14 protein-coding genes are annotated in these 13,569 nt (G+C 30.3%); 12 read left to right on the top strand and 2 right to left on the bottom strand.

The window, feature by feature from the left end; all coding sequences use genetic code 11:
• Together Q0C22_RS02615 and Q0C22_RS02610 are read right to left on the bottom strand one after the other, a co-directional pair.
• On the bottom strand, positions 1-1,527 hold a 1,527-nt coding region (locus Q0C22_RS02615), incomplete at its 3' end, for a GGDEF domain-containing protein (protein WP_291490519.1).
• A gap of 149 nt (positions 1,528-1,676) precedes the next feature.
• Entirely contained in the window at positions 1,677-1,916 is a 240-nt protein-coding gene (locus Q0C22_RS02610; RefSeq protein ID WP_025392478.1) for a hypothetical protein, read from the bottom strand.
• Positions 1,917-2,034: 118 nt separating this feature from the next.
• Here Q0C22_RS02610 and Q0C22_RS02605 point away from each other — a divergent pair, with 118 nt between their 5' ends.
• The 12 genes from Q0C22_RS02605 to Q0C22_RS02550 all read left to right on the top strand — a co-directional run.
• Positions 2,035-2,841, top strand: a complete 807-nt coding sequence (locus tag Q0C22_RS02605; RefSeq protein WP_291490518.1) for a thioredoxin domain-containing protein — start codon at positions 2,035-2,037, stop codon at positions 2,839-2,841.
• A 3-nt stretch (positions 2,842-2,844) separates the two neighbouring features.
• The gene (locus tag Q0C22_RS02600; protein WP_291490517.1) at positions 2,845-6,093 is read left to right on the top strand and encodes an AsmA-like C-terminal region-containing protein; all 3,249 of its coding nucleotides are present in this window, start codon (positions 2,845-2,847) and stop codon (positions 6,091-6,093) included.
• Positions 6,090-7,229, top strand: coding sequence for a sigma-54 dependent transcriptional regulator (locus tag Q0C22_RS02595; RefSeq protein ID WP_291490516.1), 1,140 nt, complete (start codon positions 6,090-6,092; stop codon positions 7,227-7,229). Before Q0C22_RS02600 ends, Q0C22_RS02595 begins: the two co-directional genes overlap by 4 nt.
• Positions 7,230-7,276: 47 nt before the next feature.
• On the top strand, positions 7,277-7,666 hold the full coding sequence (gene flgB / locus Q0C22_RS02590; RefSeq protein WP_291490515.1) for a flagellar basal body rod protein FlgB: 390 nt from the start codon (positions 7,277-7,279) through the stop codon (positions 7,664-7,666).
• Positions 7,667-7,669: 3 nt separating this feature from the next.
• On the top strand, positions 7,670-8,074 hold the full coding sequence (flgC, locus tag Q0C22_RS02585; RefSeq protein WP_291490514.1) for a flagellar basal body rod protein FlgC: 405 nt from the start codon (positions 7,670-7,672) through the stop codon (positions 8,072-8,074).
• Positions 8,075-8,117: 43 nt separating this feature from the next.
• Positions 8,118-8,405 (top strand): flagellar hook-basal body complex protein FliE, encoded by a 288-nt coding sequence (gene fliE / locus Q0C22_RS02580; protein ID WP_291490513.1) that lies wholly within the window; start codon positions 8,118-8,120, stop codon positions 8,403-8,405.
• Positions 8,406-8,419: 14 nt separating this feature from the next.
• A complete protein-coding gene (gene fliF / locus Q0C22_RS02575; RefSeq protein WP_291490512.1) occupies positions 8,420-10,084 on the top strand; it encodes a flagellar basal-body MS-ring/collar protein FliF in 1,665 nt (554 codons plus the stop codon).
• Positions 10,085-10,093: 9 nt separating this feature from the next.
• On the top strand, positions 10,094-11,122 hold the full coding sequence (gene fliG, locus Q0C22_RS02570; RefSeq protein ID WP_291490511.1) for a flagellar motor switch protein FliG: 1,029 nt from the start codon (positions 10,094-10,096) through the stop codon (positions 11,120-11,122).
• Positions 11,119-11,745, top strand: a complete 627-nt coding sequence (locus Q0C22_RS02565) for a FliH/SctL family protein (RefSeq protein WP_291490510.1) — start codon at positions 11,119-11,121, stop codon at positions 11,743-11,745. Before fliG ends, Q0C22_RS02565 begins: the two co-directional genes overlap by 4 nt.
• Positions 11,735-13,036: a flagellar protein export ATPase FliI gene (gene fliI / locus Q0C22_RS02560; RefSeq protein ID WP_291490509.1), complete on the top strand. Its 1,302-nt coding sequence runs from the start codon at positions 11,735-11,737 to the stop codon at positions 13,034-13,036. Before Q0C22_RS02565 ends, fliI begins: the two co-directional genes overlap by 11 nt.
• A complete protein-coding gene (locus Q0C22_RS02555) occupies positions 13,037-13,345 on the top strand; it encodes a hypothetical protein (protein WP_291490508.1) in 309 nt (102 codons plus the stop codon). It abuts the gene before it with no gap.
• A gap of 27 nt (positions 13,346-13,372) precedes the next feature.
• The coding region (locus Q0C22_RS02550; protein ID WP_291490507.1) for a hypothetical protein at positions 13,373-13,569 on the top strand (197 nt) is incomplete at its 3' end.

The raw sequence follows: 13,569 nt of genomic DNA, 5'->3' as shown, positions 1-13,569 counted from the left end.
TATTGCCTTAAAACCATCTAAATCCATAGAAAATAAAGCTACATTGGTTTTAATTCTACGGGATTTAGCAATTGCTTGATTGAAACGTTCAATAAAAAAACTTCTATTATTTAAACCTGTAAGCTGATCATGGTATGCAAAGTATCTGGCTTTGCTTTTGCCAGATTCTTGAAGTTTTTCAAGTTTCATAAGTTTGAGTTTGTTTTTAAAATTATCCAGAAACTGCATTAAAATGTTAGATATTTCGCTTGAATGCAACACAATACCATTTTTACCTGCAATAATTAAACTTCCTATAATTTTATTTTCAAAAACAACTGGAAAAACTCCAACAAATTTAATACCACAATGTTTGTATATCTGAGAATTTTTTGCATTAATTATACGTGCTTGAAGACTATTTTTTACTAAATCTAAAAAATAAATACTGCAAAGTTTATCTGATAAGGCTTTTGATTTTAAACACTCTAAGCACTCTTCTTTTGCACTGTAAGATTTTATTTTCATTTCGTTTTTCTCTTTAAAATAAAACATACAAAGGTCAATATAGGGATTTTCTATAAATTTTTGTAAAATTTTATCAATAAGTGATCTAAACGAAATTTTATCAATCATCAAAGCGTTAATGTCGTTTGAGTTTTTAACAAAGGCAGTGTTTAGCTGCTTTAGTTTTTCAAAATACTGCAATTTGTAAAAAACCCAAAACAAAATAAAACTAAATATAACAAAACTTACAAACATTATTAGAAAAAAAGGCAAAAGACCATCTAAATAATTTTTATAAATTTCCTTTTTTGAAATACTAACAAAAAGTGTCCTACCAGTAGTTGGGATCTTAGCATAAGACACCAGATGAGAAGCTGTCTTAAAATAGCCACTTGTGTGTTGTGATAGCTGTATATAATCTTTATAATCAGGTAAATCTATTTTTTTTAAGCTGTCTTGAAGCCTACCGTCTTTTTTTAATATAAACACATTAAACGATTTATATTGGACATTTATTAAAGGCTTTACAAGCATCAGTACAGGGACCCTGCTTACCAGTATATAGCCTTTAGAAAAAGGTATGCAGTCTGTAACCATTAGTATATTATACGACCTAAATGCACCACTAATATTAATTTTGTTTTTGCTACATACAACTATTTGTTTTATTAATTTGTCTTCAAATTTTTGAGGATAAGAATAGATTATTTGTTTATCGTGCCCAACAATCAATACAGCATAAATATCTGGGTTTTCATCTACGATATTTTTTGTAATTACTGGAATTTTATCTGTGTAAAAGTTTTCTTCAATTGAATCCTTAAATGAAGTTTCTGCCATATGCAAGAGTTTTATGTATGTTTGTACAGCAAATGCACTTTGCCTTGCGATGGTCGAAAGTTCGGATTCAGTATTGATTAAAACTTTTTCATAAAGCCTTACAAACACGATAAAAACTATGATAAAAATAATTATGCTTATTGCAGCCCAGCTTAGTACAAAGTACCTCGATAATCTTGATTTAAAGATTTTTTTACTCATATATTTGGATTTGCTGTTTCTTAATTATATAGAAATAATAGTGGTTAAAAATTTATAGTTCCTTTTTATTACAAACAATCCCCATCTCCACAAATTTTAACAAGTAAATTTATATAAATATATATCACTTTTCAATTTCGAACTATTAGCTATACCTTTTGGGTGCCAAATTTAATTTTAGATCCTGTAATCTGACCTGCCACAGAAGCCACCAAAAACAACGGTATAAAGTAATAACTGATACCCAGCAAAATCCTCGGAAGTGCAATAAATGGAATTGGTAAATGAATGTAGGCAAACCAGCGCCAGGAAAATTTTTTAACTTTTGATCTCAAGCGCCCAAAAGGAACGTTAATTAAAAAAGCAAAAATTGCAAGAAATATAAACATATCTACATTATAATTATTTTTATTATGAAATGCAAATTTTTTATATTTTCATTTTATGGTTTACAAAAAATATTTTTTTGGATATAATTTTGTTATCTTATTGTATTGGAGGAAAATTATGAAAAAAATTTTTTTGACTTTTTTGGGTTTGGTTTTAATGTATTCTTTTGCAAATGCTGCACCAGATTACACTGCAATAGCAAAAAAACTCGTGCCACCAAATGTTAATATTGAGCTTAAACAAACAAACGATTTTCAAATATCAGGTTTTAAAACATTTATTGCTACACTAAAACCACAAAATGCCTCGGTTACTGTTTATAAGTATCTTTGGATATCAAACGATGGTAAATATGTTATACCAAATCTTTTAGCGTATACTAATAATTCTATAACTCAGATTGAGCCAAAAGTAAAAGAATCTTATAATACTGTAAATATTGAATGGTTTAATAGAGTTTTGTCAACACTAAATCCAGATTTGAAAAAAAGCTTTGGAAATGGAAAAACTGAAGTTTATATTTTATCTGACCCGTATTGTCCTTTCTGTAAAGAACAACTTGCCCAGGCAATTGAACTTGCAAAACAAAACAAAATCAAGCTTTATGTAATACCTTTTGATATACATGGAGAAAAATCAACACAGGCTTCAATGCTGTTTTGGGATATAGAATCAAAATCAAATTTAGCTGACGCATTGGCAAAAGTGGAAGCTGCTCCATTTGAAGCTGTTGATAAAATTGTATCCCAAAACCAAAATTTGATTAAACAACTAACACCAAAATACCAGGCAAAGCTTCATTATTTAAAAGAAGAGTTTTTTAAGCAAAAATTAAACGGTACACCATCAATTATTATAAGAAAAACAAACACAACAGGCATTGTAATTGTCGGTTTAACAAACTTAGCAAATTTTGTAAAATAACTTATGAAAAAAAAGCTATTAATAGCTTTTATTATCCTGATAACATTTATTGCTTTGATTCTGGCAGGTTATTTTAGCCTGCCTTTTTTTTTAAAAAGTCAATACTTTTTGCACCTTGTAGAAAATAAAACCCATATAAAAATAGACAAAATTGAAAATTACAAAATCTCTCAAACACTAACCACTATAAATGTCAACATATCGCAATTGGAAGTTAGCTCATCTAAATTTAAAGCAAATGCAAAAAACTTATCATATAAACTCAAATTAAGCGAATTAATTTCAAAAAAACCCACATTTGGCAATTTAAAAATACAACAGTTAAACTTAGTTGCATACCGTTCAAAAATTCCTGCAAAAACCAAAACAATCATAAAGCCGCTCCCTTTATCCATAGAAATACAACATCTTAGTGCATCTTATGAAAATTATAAAATTGAGGGTAAACTTGATCTAATTTTAAACCTTCCAACAAAAAACAATAATTTTTATTTTAATGGGATTGTTAACAATAGCCCCACTACTTTATCTGGCGATATAAACCCAAGCAATTTGCATGTAAGCTTAAATATTAAAAAATTTTCACCCCAAAATTTTCCAGCATACTTAAAAGCAATTGACAATTCAAGTGCAAAAGCTACTTTAACGCTAAAAAACAATTTAGAGTTGCAAAGCGGTAATTTAAAGATCAGCGATATAAACTACAAAGGTTTAAAACTTAATAACCCAAGCGCTTCTTATTCTAAAGATGAGCTTTTCGTCAATATACCTTATCTTAAATACAAACAAAATATTTCGGGCAAAAGTGCAAAACTCAAGCTTAACACTAAAAATTATAATGGCAGTGTTGATTTGAGCAACATAAACATTGCAAATTTAAATATTGAAAAACCAACAATTAATTTTAAATACAATAAAAATACACATGCATTTTTTATTGATACTTTAAGCAAAAACGGTTATTTCATAAATGCAAAAGGCACTCTTAATACGAAAAACTTAGAAGAAAGCACTATAGCTGGTTTCTTTAAAACACCGTATATTGACTATAATCAAATAAAACCGTTGTTACCAAAGCATATTCAGGAATATATATATTCTGGTCAGATAAAAGCAAAAAAAGTGACATTTAAAGGCAAAATTAAAGATAAAGAAAATTTAATAGATACAGGTGAACTCGTTGCACAGAGTACCAGATTTATTGTAGAAAAAAACACCTACCCTTTTACTATAACATTTGCCAATATCCAAATTACACCAAAAGACGTAATCATTCATGGGACCGGTTATTGTGATAAAGTAAATTTAATAAGTTCAAAACTTGTAATTGCACGAAAAAAAGGCTATCCGGCAGATATGCACCTTGTACTAAATGGACAATCTACAAAAAACACAGAAGATTTTTTGTACAAAGCAATTTTAAGCCACGAAGATGCAAAGTATATTGATTATGCAAAAGACATCAGAGGTCCATTTACCGCAATAATTGACATAAAAAACTATTACTGGCATTCATTGCCTCATTTTTACTTTAATGTAAATATTGATTCCAATTTAAGCTTGCAAGATAAAAAAATATCTCAAAAACCTATAAATTTAATAGGTAAATTTGATATACAAAGAAACAATCAAATACTTAGGGTTAGTGCGAATAACCTAAAGTTAGCCACTGACAATTCCTTTATCAATATTACTGGATATCTAGAACATTCAAATACTGTCTCCTATAAAGCTACAATTAGAGCAAAAATAAATCCAGATGAAATTAGAGATATTTCATATTTGAAACCATATAAAAATTATTTGCCAACAAGCGAGGTAACAATAAAGCCCTCATCTATCTCTGGAAATTTGAAAAAAATCAATTTTGATGTCAATATTGAAGGCAAAAAATTATTTAAAGAACAAGGTTTTGGTGTAGATGAGATTTTGGCAAAAGGCTACTGGGAAAAAAATCTAATCAGCTTTAACCCTGTAAAGCTTGACGATACACTTTCGATTAACGGTTTATACAATACAAAAGCAAAATCATTCAATGGCAATATTAACTTAAAAAATTTCAAAATTTCAACAATTAAAAATTTAGTCAAATTACCCATCGATGAAGCAATTTTAAATGGAAGCGTCAAACTAGGGCTCGAAGATAAAAAACTACAATACATATACTCAAATAATTTAGTTGTATCAGATTTGGTTTATGGTAATGACGTTATTGTCAAATCTGCCCATGTATCTTTTAATAAAAATTATGCAACAATAGAAAATGGTAATGCGCTTATCATGCAAAACCCCGTAAGTTTTACAGGTAATGTTAATTTAGAGCCGCTTGTAATTAACTTAAATGCTAAAAGCCAAAAATTTATAATAAAACAAACAAAGAGCAAAACAAAAAGCTATATAGGAGATATTAAGTTTAAAATACCAAAAGTATCTATTTATGCGCAAGCTGACATTGACGAATTGATAATCGAAGATTCAAAACCTCTTGTATTTAATAATGTTAATGCACACTTAGAGCTTGCAAGTAAACGCTATATTAGCCTGAAAACACCGTATACATCCATATACATAGATATGGCTCAAAACACAATCAATGTCGATGCTACAGATTCATATATTTTTGCACACTACATTCAAAGTAAAACAAAAAAACCATCAATTACAACACTTAAGGCTACACTTAACACACCATCTACAGATGAAATAGACTTAAAAAAACTAAATGGAACTATTAAATTTGTTTCCGAAAACGGAAATATTAAAAATTTTCCAGACATTTACAAAATACTAACACTGGCTGACATAGTTGGGTTGTTAGCAGGTAAGTTTGATGCGAGAAAAGGATTTTATTATACCAAAATGGTAGGCATTTTCGATTTAAAAGATGGCATATTAAAAACTCAAAAACCATTAACTGTAAAAGGTACAGCAAATAACTTGTTTATAAACGGTAATGTCAATCTAACAAATTATCATGTTGATGCACTTTTTATGATAACTACATTTACTTTTCTAAATAGGTTAATTTCAAGCATACCCATTATAGGGCATATTCTTGGTGGAAAAGAAAAAAGCTTTACAGGTTTAAGCTTTAGAGTAGATGGTTATTTGGATGGAAAAATGAATTTATACCCTGTTCCCTGGGAAAGCTTGGGGAAAGGTTTGCTTGATATAATTACGCGCACCATTACTTTACCAGCATATTTGCTTGGTGTAAATGGAAATACCAATAACACTGAGAAGAAAAAATGAAGGTGCTAATTGTAGATGATGATGAACAATTGAGAATTGCATTGTTTTCTACATTCAAACATTTAGGTCATGAGTGTATTTTGGCTCAAAATGCCAAAGAGGCCTTAAATATATTAAGAAAAGAATCATTTGATTTAATTTTAAGCGATCTTAAAATGCCAAAAGTAGATGGCATTGATCTTTTAAAACAGATAAAACAAAATAATATTAACACTCCTTTTGTTATAATGACAGCATTTGGAACGATCGAAACAGCGGTTTTGGCTATAAAGCTTGGCGCATTTGATTTTATAGTAAAGCCTTTTAGTAGAGAAACTATCGAAAAAATCCTCTCATTATCATCCAGTTGCTTAAAATTTGATTGTGCAAGTAAAACCACATATGATGGAGATTATGTTTTTAAAAGTGAAAAAATGCAAGAAATACTTCAATTAATTAAAAAAGTGGCAAATACAGATGCCACAGTACTATTAAGTGGAGAAACAGGCACGGGCAAAGAAGTGATAGCAAAACTTATTCATGCATCATCAAACCGCTCAAAACAACCATTTATCAGTGTAAATTGTGCAAGCATACCTTCAAACCTTTTGGAATCAGAACTTTTTGGTTATGAAAAAGGTGCTTTTAGCGGAGCAATAAAAACCTATAAAGGTAAATTCGAACAGGCAAATGGTGGAACACTACTATTAGACGAAATTAGCGAAATGCCTCTTGAATTACAGGCAAAATTACTTAGAGTATTGCAAGAAAAGGTTGTTGATAAATTAGGCTCAGCTGAAAGTGTAAAAATAGACACAAGAATTATCTGTACAACCAATAAAAACTTAGCAGAACAAGTTAAAAATGGCTCTTTTAGAGAAGATCTTTTTTATAGAATAAATGTATTTCCTATTTTTTTGAGTCCACTTAGAGAAAGAAGAGAAGATATACCCGATTTAGTTAATTTTTTCATAAAAAAATACTCAAATAAATTTAAAAAAAATATAAACGGTATTTCAAATGATGCACTTGAAATACTATTAGGCTACAATTGGCCTGGTAACGTAAGAGAACTTGAAAATACAATAGAACGAGCAATTATTTTATCGAAAGAAGAATTTTTAAAAAAGGAAGACATATTCTTACATGGTATTTAGGAACAATTTTTGCTAATACTATATTAAGGTTGTCTTGGAGGTTTAGTATGATTTTTAATGATTCTACAATAAATTATATACAGCTTGGCATGGATGTTGCTTCTATAAGACAAAATGTCATTGCAAGCAATATTGCCAATATAGATACACCTAATTATAAAGAAAAAATAGTCAAATTTCACAATTTTTTAGATAATAACCAATTACCGTTAGAAACCACAAATCCAAATCATATAAATCCACAGGAAAACCTAAAAGATATTGTTGTTGTAAAAAGCAATTCTTATCTTGAAAGAAACGACAAAAACAATGTTAACCTAACCGAGCAAGAAGCAGCATTGGCTAAAAATCAGATTCTTTATAATGCCTTAGCTGCATTTGCCAAATATAAATTCGGCGAGTATAAAAACATAATATCTTCATCGCAAGGAGCATAAAAGATGAGTTTTTTTGGAAGTTTACAGGTTGCCTCAAGCGGTATGCAAGCGCAACGCTTAAGACTGGATATAATAGCAAGCAATATTGCAAACGCAAATACTGTAACCACTCAAGAGGGTGGACCTTATAAGAGAAAAGATGTAGTTTTTGAAAGTGAAAAATTTTCTAAGTATTTGGAAGGCGTTAAAGTAGCAGACATTGTGCGCGATGATACACCTCCAAAATTAGTTTATGATCCTACAAACCCATTGGCAAATTCAAAAGGCTATGTTGCATACCCCAATATTAATCCAATAGTTGAGATGGTTAATTTACTAGACGCTACAAATTCATATCAGGCAAATATTTCAGCATTTAATGCAGCAAAACAAATGGCCCAAAGCATAATTGGTGTATTAAATGTTTGATTTTTGTAAAAAAAGTTATATTATTTATTAGGTGGTTTTTTGTATGAAAATAGACTCGGTGATTACAAGCCCAATAAACAATATAAATGATCCTAATACAAAAAAAGATAATCCAAGTTTTGCCGAACTCCTTGCTAAATCTTTAAATGAAGTTAACAACCTGCAAATAACTGCAGATAATGCCATAAAAGAAATTGCAACTGGAAAAATGGATAATATCCAGGATGCGGTTATGGCTATAGAAAAAGCTGACATTTCAATGAGACTTTTATTGGAGGTTAAAAATAAAGCAGTTCAAGCTTACAACCAGATAATGAATATGCAAGTTTAGCCTAGTATTACAATATGGACATAAAAAAGTTTCTTGAAGAAATAAAAATTTTTTATAACAGAATGTCAAAAAAGCAAAGGTTAGTATTGTTTACATCTTTTGCTGGATTAATCCTAATTTTGATGTTTGTTTTTTTGATTGGTTCAAGAGTAAGTTATGGTATATTATTTTCAAATTTAAATGATAAAGATGCTTCAAAAATTATAAACTACCTTGATCAACAAAAAATTCCATATAAAATCATTAACGGCAATACAATTGAAGTACCAAAAGATTCTGTGTATAAATTAAGACTGGATTTGGCAGCAAAAGGTTTACCAAGTGGTGGTGTTGTAGGTTTTGAAATATTTGACAAACAAAATTTAAGTATGACCAGTTTCTTGGAAAACGTAGACTACACCAGAGCTCTTGAAGGCGAACTTACACGCACTATTGAAAGCATTTCAAACGTGGATTCTGCAAGAGTGAACCTTGCTATACCAAAACCTTCAGTTTTTGTAGACAAAGAACAACCGCCTACCGCTTCTATTGTGTTAAAATTAAACTCGCCAATCAGCAATTCACAGGTTTATGCGATACAAAAGCTTGTTGCCGCAAGTGTTCCTAATTTAGCACCAGACAATGTAATAATAGTTGATTCAAACGGCAATTTATTGTCTAAAAAAGAAAATGCAGAAGATACAATTGCAAGTAGCGAGCTCAAATATAAACAATTAATAGAAAAAGAGTATGAACACAAAATAAAAAACCTGCTTTTACCAATTGTAGGCGAAAATCAAATTGTTGCAACGGTCAATGTAGATTTAGACTTAAGTAAAGTTACACAAAAAAGCATTAAATATGATCCAAACAGTGTTGTAAGAAGTGAACAAAACGAAGAAGAAAAAAACTGGGTTCAAACTAGTGCCGGCATACCGGGTGTAATTTCAAATATTGGTGCAAATCAACCAACTTCAACTACTACAACACCTGCTACTCCGCAGACTGCACCGCAGACAACTACAACTCAACAAGGACCTCTAGCTAGTGAAAAGACTAAAAGCACAATTAATTATGAAATTAGTCAAACTGAAACAAACGTTGTAGAACCTCTTGTAAAAATCAGGCGTGTGTCAGCTGCAGTTATTGTTGATGGAAATTACAAATACGATAAAAAAACAAAAAAAACTATATATCAACCTTTATCTGCTGTTCAGATGGCCGACATTAGAAAAGCTGTGGAGCAAGCAATAGGATTTGATCCAAAACGTGGTGATACTATTAGTGTTGTTAATATGCAATTTGAAAGCACAAAACCCAAACAGGGGAGTATGATGTCCAGTCTAAACCAGTTTTACCCTTTGTTAAAATACATCTTAGGTACTATTTTGCTAATTTTGTTTTATTTTCTTTTTTTACGAAAATTTATTCAGAATGTATTATCATATAAAAAAGGAGAATTTGCCTACGGGCAAGCTCAGGCTGCTAAAGCATATGCTCAAGGGTCAATGGAATCAAAAATTGAAGGAAAAAGCATAAAAGACCTCGAAGAAGAAATATCTAAAGAACTTGATAGTGAAAGTGTATTGGATGAAGAAGCTCTAAAAGATAAGGTTATAGAAAAGAAATTAAAAGAAGAAGTAGAAAGAAACCCCGAAGAAGCTTCTGCGGTTTTTAAAGCATATATTTCTTCAAAATGAGGTTAGTCTATGAGTGCTCAAGCACATGCAATAAATTCAATTGATGATTTAACTCCATACCAAAAAGCGGCTGTTTTATCAATTGCTCTTGGAGACGAAATCTCAGCAAAATTATTTAAAAATTTAAGCAAAAATGAAATAGAAGCGATAAGTAAAGAAATTGCATTTATGAAAAAAATCGACCCAAATATATATAAAGCTGTTGTAAAAGAAGTTTATCAGATGCTAAAAGCAAAAGAATACGCAACATCAGGTGGCATTGAGTATGCAAAAGAAATACTTGTTAAAACCCTAGGACCAGAAGAAGCTAGAAGAATAATCGATAAACTTATAAAGTTACTTGAATCAAATGTAGGTTTTGGCTACCTAGAAAATATTGACCCCAAACAACTTGTAAAATTTATACAAAATGAACATCCGCAAACTATAGCTGTGATATTATCACATCTTGATCAATCAAAAGCTGCGGAAGTCCTAAGTCTTTTACCAAAAGAAACACAAATAGATATTGTTGTTAGAATGGCTTCTTTAGAAAATATTTCACCAAATGTAATAAAGCGTGTTTCAGAAATGCTAGAAACAAAAATGGAAGACCTAAGCGGTAGTAATGTTGAAATTGGTGGCATAAGAGCTGTATCTGAAATTATAAATCGTATGGGAAGGACAGAATCAAAATCCCTAATTGACCAAATTTCAGAAACAAATCCAGATCTTGCAAGTAAAATACGCGACATGATGTTTGTATTTGAAGATATCATAAAACTATCAAACTCCGATATACAAGAAATATTAAAACATATTGATAAAAAAGATTTGACCATAGCACTAAAAGGCGCACCAGAAGAATTGAGTAAAAAGTTTTTCTCTAATATGTCTAGTAGAGCAGCAGAAACACTAAAAGAAGAAATGGAATTTTTAGGTCCTGTAAAAGTAAAAGATGTAGAACGAGCTCAAAAAGCTATTGTTGATATTGTAAGACGACTTGACGAAGAAGGTGTAATATCAATAAGTGGGGGCGGGGAGGAAATGCTTGAATGAAAAACCTTCCCATTGAAGAATTTATACTTGAAGAATTTGATATTAATGAAGCACCAAAAGAAATACAAAATGAACAAGAAGTACCAAAATCGCCAACAGAACCATCACCAAATACAGATGAAATTTACCAAAAAGCTTTCAAGGAAGGATACGAAAAAGGCAAAACAGAATACGAGCAAAATTGTCAACAACAACTATTAAATGTAAAAAATGAGTATGAATCAAAATTGCAGGATTCAAAAATTCAATTAGAGCAATCAGTAAATTCAATTGATTTAAAAATTGGAGAAATAAAAGACAAAATTAGTAGTATTGAAAATGAAATTATTAATATAGCGCTTGAAATAGCCCAAAAAATTATTGAAAAAGAAATTCAAGACAAAAATACATTAGTAAATTTAATCAGGAAATCATTATCATTTGCTAAGTCTGATAAAGTAAAATTGAAAGTAAACGCACAATTGGCAAAACAGATAGAACAAGACTTTAAAAACATAGAAATTATGGGAGATCCTAATTTACCTATTGGTGCAATAATTATTGAAGAAGATTCAAATATTATCGATGCAAGCATAGACACAAAACTTGAAGAACTAAAACGCAGTTTGGTCAATGAATCATAACAAAATAAAGCAACTTCTAGATAAAAACAATTTTATAGTAAATTGTGGTAAGATTAAAGAAGTTGTTGGCTTAACAATAATCTCAAGTGGTCCAAGCGATATCAAAATAGGTGATGTGTGTTTTATTGAAAGCGATAATGGATATATTGAGGCCGAAGTAGTTGGGTTTAAAGATAAAAATGTCCTTCTTATGCCTCTTGGAAATATGGACGGTATAAAACTTGAAAGTATTGTACGCTCTACATCAAAAGGATTAAAAGTAGGCGTAGGCAACAATATGCTTGGAAGGATACTTAATGCTTTGGGTAAACCCATTGACTCAAAAGGACCTATACTAATTGAAAAGCACATGCCACTATATCCAAAACCTACAGATCCAATGCAAAGACAAATTATAAACGAGCCAATTATTACAAAAATAAAAGCAATAGATGGTTTGTTGACGCTGGGAAAAGGTCAAAGAATCGGAATATTTGCAGGAAGTGGCGTTGGTAAATCTACACTTCTTGGCATGATTGCAAGAAAAGCAAAAGCAGATGTTAACGTAATAGCGTTAATTGGAGAAAGAGGTCGCGAAGTAAGAGAATTCATAGAAAATGATTTGACCCAGGAAGGTTTAAAAAAAAGCGTTGTTGTTGTAGCTACAAGTGATGAAGCGCCACTTTTAAGGCGTGAAGGAGCTTTTTTAGCAAGTGCTATTGCTAAATTTTTCAGTGATCAGGGACTTGATGTAATTATGATGATGGATTCTGTTACACGATTTGCAATGGCTCAGCGGGAAATTGGCCTTGCAATAGGCGAGCCCCCTACTATGAAAGGCTATACACCAAGCGTTTTTTCGCTTTTGCCAAGACTCATGGAAATACCGGGAAAATTCCAAAAAGGCAGCATTACTGCCATATATACAGTTTTGGTTGATGGGGATGATTTCAACGAACCAATTGCAGATACTGCACGCTCAATTTTAGACGGACACATTGTATTATCAAGGAAAATTGCAGAAAGAAACCACTACCCGGCAATTGATATATTAAAAAGTGTCTCAAGGCTTATGGGCACGATTGTCAATAGCGAACATAAATTTTTAGCAAATAATCTTAGAAAGTACATGTCTATCTATGAGCAAGCAGAAGATTTAATTAACATTGGAGCTTATTCTATGGGCTCAAATCCTGATATTGATGCAAGCTTAAGGGTAATAAACAAAATTAATGAGTTTTTAGTTCAGGGTATTGATGAATCGTATGAATTTTCAGAAACGATAAATTTATTAAATAAAACTTTAGAGTAAATGTTTGTATTTAAATTTGAAAAGATTAAAAACCTAAAAAAAAATCTAATAAATATCGAGATAATGAAATTAAATGAGATAAATACTCAGATAAAATTAAACAATCAAAATTTAATCGAACTTGAAAATCAAAAAAAATACCTGATCGAAAAATTCGACTCACAAATCAAAATAAATATTGATTTCAATATTTTAAAATATATAGCAGATAGTATTTTATCGCTAGATGTAAACATAAAATCATTACAAAAAATAATTGAAGAACTCCGAAATAAAAAAATTGCCCAAATCGAAACAATTAAAAACTAAAAGAATACTATAAAGAGAGGTATATATATGAAGAAAAGCTCAAAGAACAAAATTTTATTAATGATATTAGCTCTATTTTTTATACTAGGAATAAATAGGTCCTATGGACAAAACTTAAGTGATATAAACCAAAAAATCAATGAACTAAAAGCATTAGAAAAGATTATTGATGAAAAAAGTGCGCAACTAAAATCGCAACAGCAAGACATAGTAAATCAAAGAAA

The organism is Desulfurella sp., from assembly GCF_023256235.1.
Lineage (GTDB): Bacteria > Campylobacterota_A > Desulfurellia > Desulfurellales > Desulfurellaceae > Desulfurella.
This window is presented reverse-complemented; position numbering and strand designations above follow the sequence as displayed.